The 18,693-nt window shown below is 46.5% G+C and carries 19 protein-coding genes; 12 read left to right on the forward strand and 7 right to left on the reverse strand.

What is annotated here, in order from left to right:
- Positions 1-50: 50 nt before the first annotated feature.
- The 12 genes from rsfS (at position 51) to CWI76_RS04535 (ending at position 10,079) form a co-directional block, all read left to right on the forward strand.
- On the forward strand, positions 51-374 hold the full coding sequence (rsfS, locus tag CWI76_RS04480; protein ID WP_126759134.1) for a ribosome silencing factor: 324 nt from the start codon (positions 51-53) through the stop codon (positions 372-374).
- A complete protein-coding gene (gene rlmH, locus CWI76_RS04485; RefSeq protein WP_126759135.1) occupies positions 374-844 on the forward strand; it encodes a 23S rRNA (pseudouridine(1915)-N(3))-methyltransferase RlmH in 471 nt (156 codons plus the stop codon). The genes rsfS and rlmH overlap by 1 nt, the downstream gene beginning before the upstream one ends.
- Before the next feature lies 1 nt (position 845).
- Complete coding sequence (gene mrdA / locus CWI76_RS04490; RefSeq protein WP_126759136.1) at positions 846-2,720, forward strand: penicillin-binding protein 2; 1,875 nt, start codon at positions 846-848, stop codon at positions 2,718-2,720.
- Positions 2,689-3,816: a rod shape-determining protein RodA gene (gene rodA / locus CWI76_RS04495; protein WP_420849465.1), complete on the forward strand. Its 1,128-nt coding sequence runs from the start codon at positions 2,689-2,691 to the stop codon at positions 3,814-3,816. Before mrdA ends, rodA begins: the two co-directional genes overlap by 32 nt.
- Positions 3,817-3,836: 20 nt before the next feature.
- Entirely contained in the window at positions 3,837-4,823 is a 987-nt protein-coding gene (mltB, locus tag CWI76_RS04500) for a lytic murein transglycosylase B (RefSeq protein WP_126759138.1), read from the forward strand.
- A gap of 3 nt (positions 4,824-4,826) precedes the next feature.
- Entirely contained in the window at positions 4,827-5,630 is an 804-nt protein-coding gene (locus CWI76_RS04505; RefSeq protein ID WP_126759139.1) for a septal ring lytic transglycosylase RlpA family protein, read from the forward strand.
- A gap of 132 nt (positions 5,631-5,762) precedes the next feature.
- Positions 5,763-6,935 (forward strand): serine hydrolase, encoded by a 1,173-nt coding sequence (locus CWI76_RS04510; protein WP_126759140.1) that lies wholly within the window; start codon positions 5,763-5,765, stop codon positions 6,933-6,935.
- Between the two features lie 23 nt (positions 6,936-6,958).
- Positions 6,959-7,807, forward strand: a complete 849-nt coding sequence (locus tag CWI76_RS04515) for an aminotransferase class IV (protein ID WP_157980803.1) — start codon at positions 6,959-6,961, stop codon at positions 7,805-7,807.
- A 3-nt stretch (positions 7,808-7,810) separates the two neighbouring features.
- Entirely contained in the window at positions 7,811-8,077 is a 267-nt protein-coding gene (ybeD, locus tag CWI76_RS04520) for a DUF493 family protein YbeD (protein ID WP_126759142.1), read from the forward strand.
- Complete coding sequence (lipB, locus tag CWI76_RS04525; RefSeq protein ID WP_126759143.1) at positions 8,067-8,732, forward strand: lipoyl(octanoyl) transferase LipB; 666 nt, start codon at positions 8,067-8,069, stop codon at positions 8,730-8,732. Before ybeD ends, lipB begins: the two co-directional genes overlap by 11 nt.
- A complete protein-coding gene (lipA, locus tag CWI76_RS04530) occupies positions 8,716-9,681 on the forward strand; it encodes a lipoyl synthase (RefSeq protein WP_126759144.1) in 966 nt (321 codons plus the stop codon). The genes lipB and lipA overlap by 17 nt, the downstream gene beginning before the upstream one ends.
- Positions 9,678-10,079, forward strand: coding sequence for an MAPEG family protein (locus CWI76_RS04535; protein WP_126759145.1), 402 nt, complete (start codon positions 9,678-9,680; stop codon positions 10,077-10,079). The genes lipA and CWI76_RS04535 overlap by 4 nt, the downstream gene beginning before the upstream one ends.
- Here the strand turns inward: CWI76_RS04535 and CWI76_RS04540 are convergent.
- The 7 genes from CWI76_RS04540 to infB form a co-directional block, all read right to left on the reverse strand.
- A complete protein-coding gene (locus CWI76_RS04540) occupies positions 10,060-10,887 on the reverse strand; it encodes a hypothetical protein (RefSeq protein ID WP_126759146.1) in 828 nt (275 codons plus the stop codon). The genes CWI76_RS04535 and CWI76_RS04540 overlap by 20 nt on opposite strands.
- Positions 10,888-10,899: 12 nt before the next feature.
- Positions 10,900-11,796: a lipoprotein NlpI gene (nlpI, locus tag CWI76_RS04545; RefSeq protein ID WP_126759147.1), complete on the reverse strand. Its 897-nt coding sequence runs from the start codon at positions 11,794-11,796 to the stop codon at positions 10,900-10,902.
- Between the two features lie 147 nt (positions 11,797-11,943).
- On the reverse strand, positions 11,944-14,079 hold the full coding sequence (pnp, locus tag CWI76_RS04550) for a polyribonucleotide nucleotidyltransferase (protein WP_126759148.1): 2,136 nt from the start codon (positions 14,077-14,079) through the stop codon (positions 11,944-11,946).
- Between the two features lie 178 nt (positions 14,080-14,257).
- Positions 14,258-14,527: a 30S ribosomal protein S15 gene (gene rpsO, locus CWI76_RS04555; RefSeq protein ID WP_092855684.1), complete on the reverse strand. Its 270-nt coding sequence runs from the start codon at positions 14,525-14,527 to the stop codon at positions 14,258-14,260.
- 121 nt (positions 14,528-14,648) lie between these two features.
- Positions 14,649-15,590, reverse strand: a complete 942-nt coding sequence (truB, locus tag CWI76_RS04560) for a tRNA pseudouridine(55) synthase TruB (protein ID WP_126759149.1) — start codon at positions 15,588-15,590, stop codon at positions 14,649-14,651.
- The gene (gene rbfA, locus CWI76_RS04565; RefSeq protein WP_126759150.1) at positions 15,591-16,010 is read right to left on the reverse strand and encodes a 30S ribosome-binding factor RbfA; all 420 of its coding nucleotides are present in this window, start codon (positions 16,008-16,010) and stop codon (positions 15,591-15,593) included. It abuts the gene before it with no gap.
- A 6-nt stretch (positions 16,011-16,016) separates the two neighbouring features.
- Positions 16,017-18,689: a translation initiation factor IF-2 gene (infB, locus tag CWI76_RS04570; protein WP_126759151.1), complete on the reverse strand. Its 2,673-nt coding sequence runs from the start codon at positions 18,687-18,689 to the stop codon at positions 16,017-16,019.
- Between the last annotated feature and the right edge of the window lie 4 nt (positions 18,690-18,693).

The raw sequence follows: 18,693 nt of genomic DNA on the forward strand, positions 1-18,693 counted from the left end.
CCAGTTTTATGTCATTATTTTATTAGCCGATTTATTGGAGTGTGGAACTCTTGCAAGCAGAACAATTACGCGATTTCGTTGTAGAAAAAGTTGAAGACCTTAAAGGCCGTGACGTTAAAGTACTTGATGTTCACGATCAGACAGACGTTGCTGAATATATGATCATCTGTTCAGGTAACTCAAAAACTCATGTACGTAGTATCGCCAACTATGTTGCAACTGAAGCGAAACACCACGGCGTCGCCCCACTTGGTGTTGAAGGCCACGAGCACTCAGAGTGGGTTCTTGTTGACCTCGGTGACGTGGTTGTCCATATCATGCAAGAATCTATTCGCGACTTCTATGAGCTTGAGAAGCTTTGGGGGCGTAAGTAATGCGTATTCGGCTGATTGCTGTTGGGCAAAAAATGCCTGATTGGGTCAGCACCGGTTATCAAACCTACGCCAAACGTTTTCCCGCTGATTGCCAGCTTGAGCTGATTGAAATTGCTACAGGTAAACGCGGGAAAAACGCTGATATTCCACGCATTCTTAGACAAGAAGGCGAAGCCATGCTAGCGGCGGTTGGAAAAGGCGATCGCATTGTCACGTTGGAAGTGACGGGAAAAAGCTGGACCACCCCGCAATTAGCGCAGCGGTTGGAATATTGGCTCATGGATGGACGTGACGTCAGTCTGCTTGTCGGCGGGCCAGAGGGTTTGGCTCCTGAATGTATCGCAGCAGCTGACGAGCGTTGGTCTTTATCAGCGCTGACTCTACCACACCCTCTCGTACGTGTGCTGATTGCCGAAAGCTTGTACCGTGCATGGAGTGTGACAGCTAACCACCCTTATCATCGCGAGTAATATGAAGCAAAAACGCGTCACCATTCGAGATCATCATGCTGAATCAGCGCTGTTTGGGCGTCGTGTTTTTGTTAGTTTAATTATCGTCGTTATCGCTTTTGGCGTGTTATTTACCAACATGTATCACCTACAGGTAGTTGACCACCAAAGTTTTCAGACGCGCTCAAACGACAATCGAATAAAAGTTGTTCCGTTAGCCCCGAATCGAGGTTTAATTTACGACCGTCGCGGTCGCATACTCGCAGAAAACCGTCCGGTTATGAGCCTCGAGGTGACCCCTGAGAAAGTCCAAAACTTGGATCAGACACTGTCTGCACTGCAACAATTGCTTGAAATAGATCAAGAAACGATTGATGAATTTCATGAAAGCAGACGGCGCGAGCGACGCTTTAATCAGATTATTTTATTAGATAGGCTGACCGAACAGCAGGCTGCAAGGTTTGCTGTGCGTCAGCATGAGTTTCCAGGGGTAAGTATTGAGGCTCGTCTAGTTCGACATTACCCTTACGGCGAAGCGATTACGCACGCCCTTGGATACGTTGCAAAAATTAATCGTAATGACTTAACTAAATTACGTGGAGAAGACAAGCAAGCCAACTACGCTGCTACTCGAGTGATTGGTAAACTTGGAATCGAGCGCTACTACGAAGAATTACTCCACGGCACCATTGGATATCAACAAGTAGAAGTTGATATTCACGGACGAAATATTCGAACACTTTCTGTTGAGCCCCCAATACCGGGACAAGATCTCCACCTCGAACTTGATGTGGAATTACAGCAATACGCATTCGACCTTTTGGGTAACGATCGCGGTTCGATCATTTTGATGGATCCTCGCGATGGCGCCATTCGCGCTATGGTGAGTAAGCCTAGCTATGACCCGAACTGGTTTGCCCAAGGTATCTCGTTCGCGCAGTACCAAAGCTTACTTAATTCACATCATTCACCGCTACTGAATCGTTCAACTCAAGGTGGTTACCCTCCGGCATCTACCGTCAAACCCCAGCTTGCTGTATTGGGACTTGAGCAAGGCACAATTACACCCACAACTCAAATTTGGGATCCCGGCTGGTTTCAAATCGACGGCGTTGATCATCGGTATCGCGATTGGTTAGCTTGGGGACATGGTTGGGTTAACGTCACCGACGCGATTGTTGAAAGTTGTGATACGTTCTATTACGACTTAGCTTTAAAACTAGGTATTGATACGATTCATGACGATATGATTCGGTATGGATTTGGTGCACGCACCGGTATTGATATCGCTGAAGAATCAGCCGCAGTGATGCCGTCAAGAGGCTGGAAGCGTGCTCGCTTCAATCAACCTTGGTACGCGGGTGAAACAGTTTCTATTGGCATTGGTCAGAGTTATTGGACAACCACACCAATACAGTTAGCTGTTGGTACATCGGTTTTAGTTAACAAAGGGGAACGACCCGTGCCACGCTTGCTACACGCTATCCAAGAGGGCGAAGTGGTGCTACCTGCAGTTGTTGAAAATCGTGAACCCGTTACCTTAACCAACCCTCGTAATTGGGACGTAGCATTACGCGCGATGAATTTAACTGTCAGTTCAATTAAGGGTACCGCTCATAACTCGTTCCGAGGCGCAGCGTATACAAGCGGCGGTAAAACGGGCACAGCACAGGTTCGAAGCATTGGGCAAGAAGAAGAATATAACGCCGAAGAAATTGATGAACGATATCGCGATAACGCGATGTATGTTGGTTATGCGCCGGCTGAGAATCCTGAGTTAGTTGTTGTTATTGCCGTAGAAAATACCATCGGCGGTGGTGGCAGCGTTGCCGCACCGATGGCTCGTAAGTTACTCGATTTTTACTTTGAACAGGACCAGCGTTATGCGCAGCAATGAGCAAAATAACAATTGGCTGCAACGTTTTCATATTGATGGCCCGCTCTTTTTAGGGCTGCTCGCCTTGGCTATTCTGAGTCTAGTCACCGTTTATTCAGCGAGTGGCCAAGACCTTGCGATGACCGAGCGACAAGTCATCCGCATTGGCCTTGCATTCACAGCAATGCTGGTAATTGCGCAGATTCCGCTTGGTGTTGTTGAACGTTTCTCCCTTCCGCTGTTTGCCATCGGTGTCGTATTACTACTTGGTGTACTCTTGTTCGGCGAGTCCAGCAAAGGGGCACAACGTTGGTTAAATCTCGGGGTTGTAACAATTCAACCCTCCGAAATAATGAAGCTTGCCGTACCCATGGCCATTGCTTGGTTTCTTGCTGAACATGGTATTCCACCGACCAAACGTCGCATGGCTGCTGCCTTTTTGTTATTGATGGTACCAACCCTGATGATAGCCAAACAACCAGACCTAGGTACGTCAATCCTGATTGCAAGTTCTGGTGTTTTCGTCCTGTTTTTATCTGGAATCAGCTGGCGTTTAATCACATTTTTTGCTGCGGCGTTAGGTGCATTTATTCCGGTACTCTGGTTTTTTCTGATGCATGGATATCAACGCCAACGTGTGTTGACGTTCTTAGACCCTGAACGCGACCCTTTAGGTGCTGGCTACCAAATTATCCAATCCAAAATTGCCATTGGCTCGGGTGGTGTTGAAGGCAAAGGGTGGCTTCAAGGAACGCAATCGCAACTCGAATTTCTTCCTGAGCGCCATACCGACTTTATTTTCTCTGTCTTTAGTGAAGAATTTGGTCTGGTTGGTGTTATCGGCCTTTTCTTACTCTATGGATTCGTCATTTTTCGCGGCATGATTATTTCGATGCGCGCACAACGAGTCTATCAAAAATTACTTGCTGGCAGTTTAACCTTGACGTTTTTTGTTTATGTTCTTGTAAATATCGGCATGGTATCAGGCTTATTGCCAGTTGTTGGTGTACCCTTACCGCTGATTAGCTACGGAGGCACCTCCATGGTGACTTTGCTAGCAGGTTTTGGTTTACTGATGGCGATTGCGACGAATAAACGTTTAGTCATGCATGATTAGCGACAAAAGGAATACAATTCATGGGTAATTTCAGCAAAGCACTGGCACTCACCTTTTGCAGTGCGCTTAGTTTTATCAGCCACTCCGCGTTGGCAAATTCCGATTACCAAGAACAACGTCAGCAATTTATCGAACAAATGGTTTCCAAGCATGGTTTTCAGCGCAATGAAGTTGAATCACTGCTCGCACAGGCGTCGCGTAATGAAACTATTCTTGAAGCCATTGCGCGACCATGGGAAGCCAAACCATGGTACCAATACTATCCAATTTTTCTCACCGAAAAACGTTTGCAGGCTGGATTGAAATTCTGGCAGCAACATCAGCAAACACTCACTCGTGCTGAAGAAGAATTTGGCGTACCGGCAGAAATTATTGTAGCGATAATTGGCGTTGAGACGTTTTATGGCGAATATCGCGGTAAATACAGTGTCTTAGATGCACTTTATACTTTAGGTTTTCATTATCCGCCGCGCGCAAAGTTTTTTCGCTCTGAGCTCGAGCAATTTATGCTGTTAACCCGCGAAGAGTCGTTGCCAGCGCGCGACCTAATGGGATCCTACGCGGGAGCCATGGGCTATGGGCAATTTATTTCATCATCATATCGGCATTATGCAGTTGATTTCGATGGCGATAATATCCGTGACCTTTTGGGTAATCCAACGGATGCTATCGGTAGTGTTGCCAATTACTTCGCTGAACATGGCTGGCAGAAAAATGAGCCTGTGGCGATAAAATTAGCCACATCGTCAACTCATGCACAGCTGGTGAATAAAGGGTTAAAGCCAGAATCTTCAGTTGCAGAATTGAAACAGAAGGGTCTAGAATTACCAGAAAATAGTGCCGTGACGGCGCAAGCCAAAGCCAAAGTATTTGAGTTTGAGTTAGCGGAAGGCCATGAGTACTGGCTGGGATTCAATAACTTTTATGTTATTACCCGATATAACCATAGCCCGTTATACGCTATGGCCGTCTACCAACTTAGTCAACAACTAAAACAAGCGCGCTAAGACATGATGATAGGTTTTCGGTTTACTCTTACAGCGGTGATTATTGTTCTACTGAGTGCGTGTTCAAGTTCATCAACGAACTCACGCTACAGTCAGAAATATGATTCAATTCCATCTCGGCTGCCCACCGCGGACGAGCTTGTGGAGCCTGAACCGAGCTTTGAACCACCAAGTCGCCAAGGCAACCGAAGCTACTCGCTATTCGGCAATACGTGGCATATTTTGGATGACATAAGTGATTTCAATCAAGAAGGTATCGCATCGTGGTACGGTGAAAAGTTCCACGGTCATCTCACTTCAAACGGCGAAACTTACGATATGTACGCCATGAGTGCCGCGCACAAGACCCTCCCTCTGCCAACATATGTTCGTGTCACCAACCTCGACAACAACAAAAGTGTTGTTGTTCGTGTTAACGATCGTGGTCCGTTTCATGGCAACCGTATCATCGACTTGTCGTATGTCGCAGCATACAAACTCGATATGCTTAAATCAGGTACAGCTCGGGTCAAAGTCGAGGCACTGCAACCAAGTTCAGGAAACGAAGTGCTCGCCGTTACACCGCCGCTTAAGATGGACGCAATCGAACAATTCTATATTCAAGTTCATGCCGGTAGTGATTCAGAGCGATTACAAGCTGAAGCAGAACGCTTACAGAATTTATACCAAGTACCTGCAACTACTCAGCCAAACAATGGTCTATATCGTGTAGTTTTAGGTCCATTAGCTGAACCACAAACCAATAAGTTGCTTGAACAGTTACGGAATGCTGGGTACCCCGATGCTTTTCGCGTGGCAGTTCCGTGATACCAACGTTGGTCGGAAATAAATAGCAAGCTATGGCAGAATCGCCCCGGCGACTGCTACAGCAGTGAAATTTATGCTATATTCAGCGCCCTTTATTATTCATCCAGAATACAAAAATAGAGAAGAGTTAACATGCGTCGTGTACTTCGTCATTTTGTTCGCACAGTTGCCCTAACCGCAGTAGCGTTTACCGCTGTCGCGCAAGCCGCAATCGTTCCCCCGGCCCCATCAGTCAACGCCAAAGGTTACATACTGATTGATTACACCACCGGGCACGTCATAACTTCAGGAAATCCCGATGAAGCATTATCACCGGCCAGTCTAACCAAAATGATGACCAGTTACATTATCGGGCGCGAGTTGCAATCTGGGCGCATTAGTAATGACGACATGGTTACCATCAGTAATAACGCGTGGGCCAAGAACTTCCCTGAGTCGTCAAAAATGTTTATTGAAGTTGGTAAACAAGTTTCTGTTGCCGATCTTAATCGCGGTATTGTGATTTCGTCAGGCAACGATGCCTGTGTCGCCATGGCCGAACACATTGCGGGTAGCGAAGATGCGTTTGCCGATTTAATGAACACCTATGCCGCTGAATTAGGGATGAGTAACTCGAGCTTTGCGAACAGTCATGGCTTACCCGATCCCGATCAATATAGCTCGCCGCGTGACATGGCGACGCTGGCTCAAGCTTTAATCCGCGATGTTCCAGAAGAATATTCGCTATATGCCGAAAAATCATTTACCTATAACAATATCAAACAATACAACCGCAATTCGTTGTTGTGGGATCGCAGTATGAATGTTGACGGTATCAAAACCGGCCATACCAATGAAGCTGGTTATAGCCTTGTTTCATCAGCAACCGAAGGGGACACCCGTTTAATTGCTGTCGTTATGGGTACTTCAAGTGAACAAGCTCGCAAGGTAGAAAGTAAAAAGCTACTCAACTACGGCTTCCGTTATTATGAGACCGTTACAGCATATCAAGCTGGCGAAAGTTTTGTTGATCACCGCGTTTGGGGTGGCGAACAAGACACTGTTCAACTCGGCGTTACTGAACCCGTTGTGATTACCTTACCGAAGGGCCAACGCAATAATTTGAAAGCAAACTTTGAATTGAACCAAACGCTTGAAGCGCCTTTGGCAAAAGGGACGCAAGTTGGTACCGTTTATCTTCAATTGGAAGGCGAAGACATTGCTAGCTACCCGCTGGTGACACTAAACTCAGTTGAACAGGGTGGCGTATTCAAGCGTTTGATGGATTGGGCGAAACAACAATTTAGTGGCGAAGGCGAAAGCTAAGCGCCTCTATTAAGGCAGCAAATGTGTCTAACCTCGTCTATTTAAACGGTGACTGGGTCGCCGATGAAAACGCAAAAGTCTCGGTTTTTGACCGAGGCTTTTTGTTTGCAGATGGCGTATATGAAGTTGTCCCCGTCTACCAGCGACGCCCTTTTCTCCTCAATCTACATATTCAGCGATTGCAACGCTCCGCCGAAGCCATTGGGATTGAGTCCATCGCTGCTGAGTTTTGGTATCAGCTTGTAAGCGATTTGATACATCGCAATAATCTTGACGACTGTTTGGTGTACATTCAATTAACTTTTGGTGCAGACAGCCAACGCAGTCATCTACCAACCCAACCACTAACACCGACAATCTATGCCAGTGTGTCCCCGCTTCAGGTTCACTGGAACACACCGACACCAGTAAAAGTTGCCGTGTTAGAAGATATTCGTTGGCACCGATGCGACATCAAGAGTATCAGTTTACTCGGGAACATTATGTTGAAGCGCGAAGCGGCTAAAAAAGGTGCCCTCGAGCCATTATTACATCGTAATGGTCGCATTACCGAAGGTGCTTCGTGTAATTATTTTCTGGTAAAACAGGGGGCTTTATACACACCTCCCGCTGACCACTTGATTTTAGCCGGCATCACCCGCACATGGGTAATTCAACTAGCTCGACAATTAGGTATCGAAGTGTTCGAAGTAGTCTGTGATGTCAACCAATTGCAACACGCTGATGAGGTGTTCTTGACGAGCTCGAGCCGCGAAGTACAGCCGGTTGGCCAAATTGATGATATAATTGTCGGCAATGGTCAATGCGGCGTGATTACCGCACAAATAGCTGAGGCGTTTCACGCCAGCAAACGACATCTCATTCAGGAGTAAAGCATGCAAAAAACACGCTTTGATGAGTTGGTAGAATTTCCATGTCACTTTACGTTTAAGGTGATGGGGCTTGCTGTACCGGAGTTACCAGACAGCGTTGTCGCCGTAGCTCAGCAGCATGCGCCAGGCGATTATTCGCCAACGGTTAAACCAAGTAGCAAAGGTAATTACCATTCAGTATCGATCAAAGTACAAGTCACGAGCCAACAGCATATTGAAACGCTGTATCGCGCCTTAGCCGATATTGAAGAAGTTCGTTATGTCCTCTAAGTTAATTATTCGTCACCTCGGTCGACAGCCTTATGAACCTGTATGGGCTGCCATGCAAACGTTCACCGACGAGCGAGATGAACAGACAATTGATGAACTTTGGGTGCTCGAACACGACCCGGTTTTTACTCAAGGACAAGCCGGTAAAGAAGAACACATTTTAGCACCAGGCAACATTCCTATTGTGAAAGTTGATCGCGGTGGTCAGGTTACCTACCATGGGCCAGGCCAATTGGTGGTCTATTTCTTGCTTGATATTCGCCGCCGCAAAATGGGCGTACGTCAACTCGTAAACGCCATTGAAGATGCAATTGTGGCAATGATGGCTGAATATGGGGTTGAGGCTGCAGCGCGTCCAGATGCGCCCGGCGTATATGTCGATGGTTCAAAACTTTGTTCGCTTGGTTTGCGTATACGTAAAGGCTGTTCGTTTCACGGATTAGCCTTAAATGTGGATATGGACCTTGAACCATTCTTGCGTATTAATCCTTGCGGTTATGCGGGGATGCAAATGGTGCAATGTAAAGACTTGAATGGGCCGCAAAGTGTCAGTGAAGCGGCTCAGCATGTAACCCAAATATTTGCTCGCTTATTGGGTTATGAACACACGACTGAAGAAACAGGATTCGCGAAAGATTATGTCAAAGCCAGTTAGAGTTGAACCTGGAGTTAAACTGCGTGACGCCGACAAAATGGCGTTGATTCCAGTCAAGATAGTCCCTACTGAGCGCGACCAAATGTTGCGTAAGCCAGAGTGGTTGAAGGTGAAGTTACCCGCCTCGACTCAGCGTATCGACGAAATCAAACAAGCGATGCGTAAACATGGCTTACATTCGGTTTGCGAAGAGGCGTCTTGCCCTAACCTTGCCGAATGTTTCAACCACGGTACAGCAACCTTCATGATTTTGGGTGCTATTTGTACACGTCGTTGTCCGTTTTGTGACGTCGCGCATGGCCGCCCACTTCCAGTGGATCCAGAAGAAGCTGTTAAACTCGGTGCCACCATTCGTGATATGAAAGTGAAGTATGTGGTTGTGACATCAGTAGACCGTGACGATCTTCGTGATGGCGGTGCGCAGCACTTTGCTGATTGCATTCGAGAAATTCGAGCACAAAGTCCTGGTATTCAAGTTGAAGTACTCGTTCCAGATTTCCGTGGCCGCATGGACGTTGCTCTGGACATACTTACCGATGAAGCGCCTGATGTGTTCAATCATAACCTCGAAACCGTTCCGCGCATGTATAAAGCCGCACGTCCAGGAGCCAACTATCAATGGTCGCTCGATTTGTTGCAGCGTTATAAAGAGGCACGTCCTGACGTTCGTACGAAATCCGGTTTAATGGTTGGTTTAGGTGAAACGAATGACGAAATTCTCGACGTGATGCGCGATTTGCGAGCTCATAACGTGGATATGTTAACCATTGGTCAATACTTACAACCGAGCCGTCATCATCTACCGGTTACTCGGTATGTTACACCAGCTGAATTTGATATGTTCCGTGAAGAGGGCGAGAAAATGGGCTTTACCCACATTGCTTCTGGTCCACTGGTTCGTTCGTCTTATCATGCGGATATGCAAGCCGCCGGTAAGGAAGTCAAATGAGTGTGCTCATTTGGTGCTTACTAATTGCAGGGCTATTGCCAATTGCGGCAAAAGCCCCTGTGGTTTATTTTCAGAATCGTGATAAAGGCTATGATAATCGCCATCCTCGTGCACAACAAAGCCGCCTAACTGGAGCTGGAGCACGAGCCGTTGCCGGTCACTATAATGCTTATGAAGCGTTCCCGCTCTATGCGGCTGCCATTTTGTTAGTTCTCGTCACCAATCAGATCACAGAACTTAACACCACGCTTGCCATTAGTTTTATTGGGTTTCGTATTGCATACCATGTATTTTATCTCGCTAACTGGGACAAATTACGTAGTTTAGTATGGCTCTTCGCCCTGCTCTGCCCCGTATTAATGATTGCGCAAACAGCAATTACCGTGAGTGTGCAATAAGCTCAAGATATAATTCAGGCCACTGATTGATATCGTAGTACTGCATTGGCGTCATGTTCGCAACTGGACGCCATGCGTACCTTCCCTCTACAGCATCGCAAGTGGCGACTGGGTGTAACCCGATTGCACTGCCGCGAGTTCCTAGACGCCAACGGTTTTCATCAACCTCGGTCGCTAAGTGGCGCCAATCATCTACGGCAAAGTGCCAGGGAAGTTGACGCCAAAACTGTTGTAATTGCACTTCAGACATGAATTTTTCGTCAGTAATGACGACGTTGGCGCTATCATGTTCATACCGCCCCAGACAGAAATTTCGAGCAAGTTCAGGCGCCATTGCGTATTCGTCGACCAAACCTAACCAGTGACCAATCTCATGAGCCAAGAGTGATAATGATGCCTCTACAGGAAGTATGATTTGAGTCGAGGTACTACTTGCGAGACCTTGCTGATGAGTGACAAAAACAATCACTCGATTTGCTCTATCTTCGTCCGCATGCCATTCACACGACATGCGTTGACGACTTCCAGTCAACTCGCACTGCAGCTGCTCAGATTGGTAGGTTTGCACCGAAAAACAGTTAACAAATTGAGCCAAGGGATGTCGATGCCACTGTGACAAGTTATTGAGCACCTGTTGTTCATGGGCCATGGGTAGATAGAGTGTCACAGGTGCCATAACACCGCATTGTTGCATCGAAATACGGTGTGCTGGCATGGTAATAGCGTCTACCGCAAGTTCGTGTAGATTCGCTGCGTTGACAGTTTGATTCAGTAGTATCGATAGAATCAAAGCGCTATATAGCTTCACAGTTAATGACCATTAATTAGACTGTGAGTTGGCTTCTAATGCTTGTTTACTGCGTTGCAACTCCAAATTTGCATAGCGATATTCCAAGAACATAAAAACATTTGTACTCATCGCCAGACGAAAGTAAACAGATGCCGCAGAGAAATCACCATCTAATTGTTTTAACTTACCCAAATAGAAATAAGTTTCACACATACGCTCTGCCAGCGTCTCATCAGGCTTTAAATCGCGAACAGCAAACCCATTCAAAAATGTTTGCTCATCAATCGCCCCAAGCATTAAGTCGACAAGGCTCCACCCCCATTCGGTGTTGCCATGTTCAACACGACGTTTTGCTAAATTCAAACGGGCAGCTGTCGGATCGTTTTCTACTTCGGCTAAAAATAGCCAGATTACCCGATAAGGATCATCCGGTTGCGCCTCAAAGAATCGTTTAAAATCGTCAATAGCAAGGTCGATACGTTCATCATAATAGGCATTCACTCCGCGATTAAGCACCGCATACGGATGTTCCGGTTCGAGCTCTAAAACACCATCAAACATTTCGTAGGCGTAGCTAAACTCTTCCATTTGGGTGTAATGAATACCGAGATAATTATAGGCGTCGGCCAAGCGCGGGTTGTATTCTAACGCGTGATTAAAATCAATGCGGGCGAGTGTTACCAAACCCAACGCATCGTACAAAGAACCGCGACGGTAAAGAAGTTCCGCACGACTTTCTTGTGGTAACTCCAAATCACGGGCAACAATTTCGTTCAGCTTCGCTATTTCTAGTTGATAGCGGGCATCGGGCTCTTGTGGCGTCACCACAAATAAATTGGTCAGTGCCGAATCTGATGATTCCCCAGTTTGCGCACACGCACTCAACAGCATCATCAGCGCAATAACAAGCCCGAAACGGATTTTCATGAACGACTACCTTGTTGTGAAACTCTTAACAGCATAATAACGTAGATTGCACCAAAAAACGAAAATTGAATGTTAAGAAACATCAATAAAAAAAGCTGTGTTCGGTCGCCCAAACACAGCTTTTTCAATCACTAAGTACCTAAAAGCTTACTCGTCGTTTGAGGTCTCTTCTGAGGTCTCTTGAGCAGGCGCTTCAGCTGGCTTGTCAGCCGCATCCTTCATGCTCAAACGAACACGTCCTTGACGGTCAATTTCAAGTACTTTAACTGGTACAACATCGCCAACCTTCAAGTATTCATTCACATCGTTCACTCGCTCTTCAGCAATTTGTGAAATGTGAACCAAGCCGTCTTTACCTGGAAGAATCGTCACGAACGCGCCGAAATCAACGATGCGAGCAACCTTACCTTGATAAATACGACCAACTTCTACTTCGGCAGTAAGTTCTTCAATACGAGCAATTGCCGCATCCGCAGATTCTTGGTCAGTTGCTGCGATACGAACGGTACCATCATCATTGATTTCAATGTTGGTATTGGTGCTCTCAGTTAATTCACGAATAACCGCGCCGCCTTTACCAATGACATCACGAATCTTATCAGGATTGATTTTAATTGTAGTGTAACGTGGCGCGTAGTTTGATAACTCAGTACGCGCACCTGAAATTGCATCGTCCATCACATTCAAAATGTGTAAACGAGCAGCTTTTGCCTGTGCTAATGCAATTTCCATGATTTCACGGGTGATACCGTCAATCTTAATATCCATCTGCAACGCTGTAACACCTTCTGTGCTACCCGCTACTTTAAAGTCCATGTCGCCCAAGTGATCTTCATCACCCAAAATGTCTGAAAGAACAACAAACTTGTCGCCTTCTTTCACCAAGCCCATGGCAATACCTGCCACCGATGACTTGATTGGAACACCAGCATCCATCAACGCTAACGAAGCACCACAAACTGACGCCATTGAGCTAGAGCCATTTGATTCGGTAATTTCAGAAACCACACGAATGGTATATGGGAATTCTTCTTGCGAAGGCATAACAGCCTGTACACCGCGCTTCGCCAAACGACCGTGACCAATTTCACGACGCTTCGGTGAACCTACCATGCCAGTTTCGCCAACACAGTATGGAGGGAAGTTGTAATGCAACATGAAGCGGCTATCGGTACGACCCGTTAAGTCGTCAATCATTTGCGCATCACGCTCTGTACCTAAAGTTGCTGTAACTAACGCTTGTGTTTCACCACGGGTAAATACAGCAGAACCGTGAGTACGTGGAAGCACGCCAGTTGCAATGTGCAATGCACGAACCATATCTGGGTCACGACCGTCGATACGCTTCTCGCCAGCGATAATGCGGCTACGCACAACTTTACTTTCAAGTGAATGGAACAAATCACCGATTTCTTTCGGATCCAGCGTCTCGTCTTCCGCAACCAGCTTATCGGTTACTTCAGCTTTCAGTGCTGCAATTTGCTCATAACGCTGTGCTTTCTCAGTGATACGATAAGCGTCACCAATACCCTGTTCCGCAAGCTCTTTAATCTTGTTCAACAACCCATCATTGGTTGCCGGCGCTTGCCAGTCCCACTTCTCTTTACCAGCTTCAGCTGCAAATTCGTTAATTGCATCGATAACAGTTTGCATTTGGTCGTGACCATAAACAACTGCACCTAACATGGCATCTTCAGATAATAACTGCGCTTCAGATTCAACCATTAATACAGCACTTGAAGTACCAGCAACAACCAAATCAAGCTTCGATGTTGTCAGTTCGTCCATGGTTGGGTTGAGTACGTACTCATCGTTAACCACACCGACTCGCGCCGCACCAATTGGACCTGCAAACGGCACACCAGAAATAGCTAGCGCTGCAGACGTACCAATTAACGCAACAATATCAGGGTTAATTTGTGGGTTTACTGAAACAACGGTCGCAATAACCTGTACTTCGTTGTTGAAACCTTCAGGGAATAATGGACGAATTGGGCGGTCGATTAAACGCGACGTTAGAGTTTCGTTTTCTGAAGGACGGCCTTCACGCTTGAAGAAACCACCTGGGATTTTACCAGCAGCGTACGTACGCTCTTGATAGTTTACAGTTAATGGGAAGAAATCTTGACCTTCTTTCGCATCTTTCTTGGCGACAACGGTAACCAATACGGTGGTGTCGTCCATGCTTGCAAGTACTGCTGCTGTTGCTTGACGCGCCATCGCGCCGGTTTCTAATGTTACTGTATGCTGACCATACTGAAATTTCTTTGTAATCGGATTCACGTGTTATTTTCCTTTCTTCTTTCTCTTTAAATTCTAAAGCGCTATTAGCTACTAGATATTAGATACTAGCTAAATGCCGGCTCGCTTCTCTAATATCCAATATCTAATATCCAATATCGCTTTGATTTTTCATTAAACAAAAAAGGGGCCACAACAGGCCCCTTTGCTCGAACAGTGCTTAGCGACGTAAACCGAGTCGCTCAATCAGGCTTGCATAGCGCTGATTGTTTTTACGCTTCAAGTAGTCCAACAATTTACGACGTTGGCTAACCATACGTAACAGACCACGACGTGAGTGGTGATCTTTTGCGTGTTCTTTAAAGTGGCTTTGCAGCTCGTTAATGTTCGCAGTTAACAAAGCAACTTGAACCTCTGGAGAACCAGTGTCGTTTTCGCCTTGACCGTATTCTTTAACGATTTCCGCTTTTTGTGCCGCAGTTAGTGACATATATTACTCCTGATTGTTTAAGAATGTCAGTGCCAATCACTAATTCAGCACCGACGAAATCGCTGTGGATTATACGCATGAATGTGCTCAAACGCAATGCCAACAACGGTTAAACTCGGTTTTACAAGTTCAGTACGCGCTTTGGTGAAAGAACCCCATTTTGCCAGATGCCGATTCCAAGAAATTCACCACTATCAGCATGAAAAACTCGCCAAGGCGCGGCACTCGTAGGCGCATCTAGGGACACTTTGGCCGGATTACCACTTTGAAATCGCATCGCGTTTTCAGCATCAATTGAAACCGCTTGAATTTGCCGTATTACACAATCATTCGGTTGCAATAACGCGTCAAGAGCAGCGTAGTCGCCGGCTTCACGATTTGTTTGCTGAGCAACTTCAGTAATTTCGGCTAAGCTCAACATTGGCCCTTCAACACCCTCTATCCAGCTTCGATGCAGTTCTTGAACATAGGCACCGCATCCCAAAAACTGACCCATGTCATCAATAAGCGTACGAATATAGGTGCCTTTGGAGCAGGTCACTTCCAACGTCAGTTGATGATTAACCCATTCAACAAAGCTGATTTTATGAATGGTGATTTGACGTGTTTTACGCGGCACCTCAATGCCTTGGCGAGCATACCAATACAGCGGTCGCCCCTCATGCTTTAAAGCTGAATACATCGATGGTGACTGCGCTTGTTCACCAACAAAATGCGCTATCGCTTTTTCTATTTGCGCTTGTGTTAGTGACTCTAACGCAGAAGGCTCACAGCGCCATTCCACTTCACCTTCAGCATCACTGGTCGTTGTTCTCGCACCTAATTGTGCGACAACACGATAGGTTTTATCCGCCTCTAACGCAAAATGAGATACTTTTGTCGCCTCACCAAAGCACAATGGTAACAAACCAGTTGCTAAAGGATCTAAAGCACCAGTATGCCCCGCTTTATTGGCATTAAAAAAACGCCGCACTTGCTGGAGTGCGGCGTTTGATGTGATATCACGGGGCTTATCTAACAAAATCACGCCACTAACATTGCGGCCCGATTTACGTCGTCCCATTTATTCGTCTCCGTTTGAATCCGGTTTGGTTTCAATACCGTCATCGGCATCATCGCTGCGATGCGAATCACGACGGATTGCTTCGTCAACCAAACGCGACATGCGTATCCCCTCATTCAGTGAAGGGTCGTGCACAAAACGCAGTTCAGGGGTAATACGCGCTCGCACGCGCTTACCTAACAACGAACGAATAAAGCCTGACGCATCATTCAGCACTTTCAATGCTGTTTTTACATAGGCCTCATCGTCGTTAAAGAAGGTCACGAATACTTTTGCATAAGCAAGATCACGTGACACTTCAATGTCGGATACTGTGACCATTGACACGCGTGGGTCTTTAATTTCACGCTGCAATATCATCGCAATTTCGCGCTGATATTGCTGACCCACTCGGTCAGTACGGCTAAAGTCTTTTGCCATATTGGTTTATAGGCTCCGCTCTACTTGAACTGTTTCAAATACTTCAATTTGGTCGCCGACTTTCACGTCGTTATAGTTCTTCACGCCAATACCACATTCCATGCCGTTACGAACTTCTTGTACGTCATCTTTGAAGCGACGTAACGAGTCAAGCTCGCCTTCGAAAATAACCACGTTATCACGAAGAACACGAATTGGTGCTGAGCGTTTCACGACACCTTCAGTAACCATACAACCAGCAATAGCGCCAATCTTCGGTGACTTAAATACATCGCGAACTTCTGCCAAACCAATGATTTGCTGCTTGAACTCAGGCGAAAGCATGCCACCCATGGCCGCTTTAACTTCGTCAATCAAATCATAGATAACGCTGTAGTAGCGTAAATCAACGGCTTCTTGCTCAATGACGCGTTTCGCTGAAGCATCAGCACGTACGTTAAAGCCAACAACGATAGCGTTGGAAGCACTTGCTAACGATGCGTCAGTTTCTGTGATACCACCAACGCCGCTACCAATAATGTTTACCTTCACTTCGTCCGTTGATAGCTTCATCAATGAATCGGCAATCGCTTCCAAAGAACCCTGTACATCTGATTTCAATACAACGTTCAATTCTTTCACGTCGCCTTCAGCCATATTCGCAAACATATTTTCTAGCTTCGCTTTCTGCTGTTTCGCTAGCTTAATTTCACGATATTTGCCTTGACGATAATTTGCCACTTCACGTGCTTTACGCTCATCTTTTACAGCGGTCGCTTCATCACCAGCTTGCGGTACGCCCGATAAGCCGAGAATCTCAACCGGAATCGATGGACCGGCTTCTTTAATTTCTTTACCGTTTTCATCACGCATGGCTCGAATACGACCATATTCAAGACCACAAAGAACGATATCGCCTTGGCGTAAAGTACCCTCTTGAACCAACACTGAGGCAACCGGACCGCGCCCTTTATCAAGACGCGACTCAATCACAATACCTTTTGCCATACCACTCGCGTTAGCTTTTAGATCAAGCACTTCAGCTTGCAACAAGACGGATTCAAGTAACTGCTCAATACCTTCACCGCTATGTGCAGATACAGGTACGAACATCACGTCACCGCCCCACTCTTCAGGGATTACATCGCGTTGCGCTAGTTCATTCTTGACACGGTCAGGATCGGCTTCTGGCTTATCCATTTTGTTGATTGCAACCACAACTGGAACACCAGCAGCTTTTGCGTGCTGAATTGCTTCCAAAGTTTGTGGCATCACGCCATCATCCGCGGCAACAACCAAGATAACGATATCGGTCGCACTGGCACCACGAGCACGCATTGAAGTAAACGCTGCGTGACCTGGGGTATCCAAGAATGTGATCATGCCGTGGTCAGTTTCAACGTGGTATGCACCGATATGCTGGGTAATACCACCGGCCTCGCCACTTGCCACTTTCGCTTTACGAATGTAGTCAAGTAATGACGTTTTACCATGGTCAACGTGGCCCATCACAGTAACAACTGGCGCACGTGAAACCTGATGTTGGTTGTTATCTTCATCACGGTCGGCAAGAATTTCTTGCTCAAGCGCGTTTTCGCTCACCAACACCACTTTATGACCCATTTCTTCAACAACCAAAGAGGCCGTTTCTTGGTCTAATACTTGGTTAATCGTGACCATTTCGCCCATTTTCATCATGGTTTTGATCACTTCGCCAGCCTTCACCGCCATACGGTTCGCTAACTCACCAACAGTAATAGTTTCACCAAGCTTCACTTCACGCTCAACTGGCGCCGCTGGCTTATTAAAACCATGCTGCAACGACGAGCGCTTAGAACCTTTACGACGCTTTTCACGACGCGGTGCTTCATCACGTTCATCGTCTTTGCCACGACGTTTCGTTTTATTGCGACGCGCGCGACGTTCTTCACCTTCGTCTTGCTCATCTTCAGCGGCTTGCGCCGTCTGTGAGGTGGTAAAGTGAACTTCTTCTTGTTCAGCTTTTTTACGTTTGGCTTCTTCTTCTTGCCAACGCGCTTCGTTTTCTTCTGCTAAGCGACGCGCTTCTTCAGCTTGACGTGCCGCTTCTGCTTCAGCTTTTTTACGCGCTTCTTCTTCTTGCGCTTTACGTAAACGCTCAGCTTCTGCTTTTGCTTCGTCAGCTTTCTTACGCTCTTCAGGTGTCATTGCCGCACGTTTTTCAGCTTCAGCTTTCGCCTTCGCTTTTTCTTTCTCTTTTCGTGCAGCTTCCTGCTTCGCTTTTTCTTCTGCAGCTTTCGCATCAGCTTTTGCTTTCGCTTCCGCTGCAGCTTTTGCTTCTTCTTCTTTGCGTTTCGCTTCAGCCGCTAAACGCTCTTGCTCTGCTTTTTCTTGATCCGCTTTTTGCTGCTCTTCAAGCGCAGAACGCTTCACGTAAGTACGTTTTTTACGCACTTCAACTTGCACTGATTTACTGCGGCCTGGGCCACCACCAATGCTTAACGTGCTTTTTTCTTTTCGCTTCAACGTCATCTTGGCAGGCTCACTTGGACCACTACCACCATGCGATTTATTTAAATGGGCTAACAGGGCCTGTTTTTCATCTTCGTTGACACGGTCGCCTGGCTGCTTTTTCATGCCTGCTTCCGCAAACTGTTGCACCAAACGATCAACTGTCGTACCGACGTCTTTAGCTAGTTTATCCAGCGTTACTTCTTCCATAGTC

This window comes from Pseudidiomarina marina (genome assembly GCF_003987045.1).
Classification (GTDB): Bacteria; Pseudomonadota; Gammaproteobacteria; order Enterobacterales; family Alteromonadaceae; genus Pseudidiomarina; species Pseudidiomarina marina.

Excerpts from the sequence above, each read along its gene's own strand:
- infB (WP_126759151.1), bottom strand. The coding sequence starts at position 18,689 with ATGGAAGAAGTAACGCTGGATAAACTAGCTAAAGACGTCGGTACGACA.
- rlmH (WP_126759135.1), top strand. The coding sequence starts at position 374 with ATGCGTATTCGGCTGATTGCTGTTGGGCAAAAAATGCCTGATTGGGTC.
- CWI76_RS04535 (WP_126759145.1), top strand. The coding sequence starts at position 9,678 with ATGAGTGTGCTCATTTGGTGCTTACTAATTGCAGGGCTATTGCCAATT.
- CWI76_RS04510 (WP_126759140.1), top strand. The coding sequence starts at position 5,763 with ATGCGTCGTGTACTTCGTCATTTTGTTCGCACAGTTGCCCTAACCGCA.
- mltB (WP_126759138.1), top strand. The coding sequence starts at position 3,837 with ATGGGTAATTTCAGCAAAGCACTGGCACTCACCTTTTGCAGTGCGCTT.
- rpsO (WP_092855684.1), bottom strand. The coding sequence starts at position 14,527 with ATGTCACTAACTGCGGCACAAAAAGCGGAAATCGTTAAAGAATACGGT.
- nlpI (WP_126759147.1), bottom strand. The coding sequence starts at position 11,796 with ATGAAAATCCGTTTCGGGCTTGTTATTGCGCTGATGATGCTGTTGAGT.
- truB (WP_126759149.1), bottom strand. The coding sequence starts at position 15,590 with ATGGGACGACGTAAATCGGGCCGCAATGTTAGTGGCGTGATTTTGTTA.
- lipB (WP_126759143.1), top strand. The coding sequence starts at position 8,067 with ATGTCCTCTAAGTTAATTATTCGTCACCTCGGTCGACAGCCTTATGAA.
- mrdA (WP_126759136.1), top strand. The coding sequence starts at position 846 with ATGAAGCAAAAACGCGTCACCATTCGAGATCATCATGCTGAATCAGCG.
- lipA (WP_126759144.1), top strand. The coding sequence starts at position 8,716 with ATGTCAAAGCCAGTTAGAGTTGAACCTGGAGTTAAACTGCGTGACGCC.
- rbfA (WP_126759150.1), bottom strand. The coding sequence starts at position 16,010 with ATGGCAAAAGACTTTAGCCGTACTGACCGAGTGGGTCAGCAATATCAG.
- ybeD (WP_126759142.1), top strand. The coding sequence starts at position 7,811 with ATGCAAAAAACACGCTTTGATGAGTTGGTAGAATTTCCATGTCACTTT.
- CWI76_RS04505 (WP_126759139.1), top strand. The coding sequence starts at position 4,827 with ATGATGATAGGTTTTCGGTTTACTCTTACAGCGGTGATTATTGTTCTA.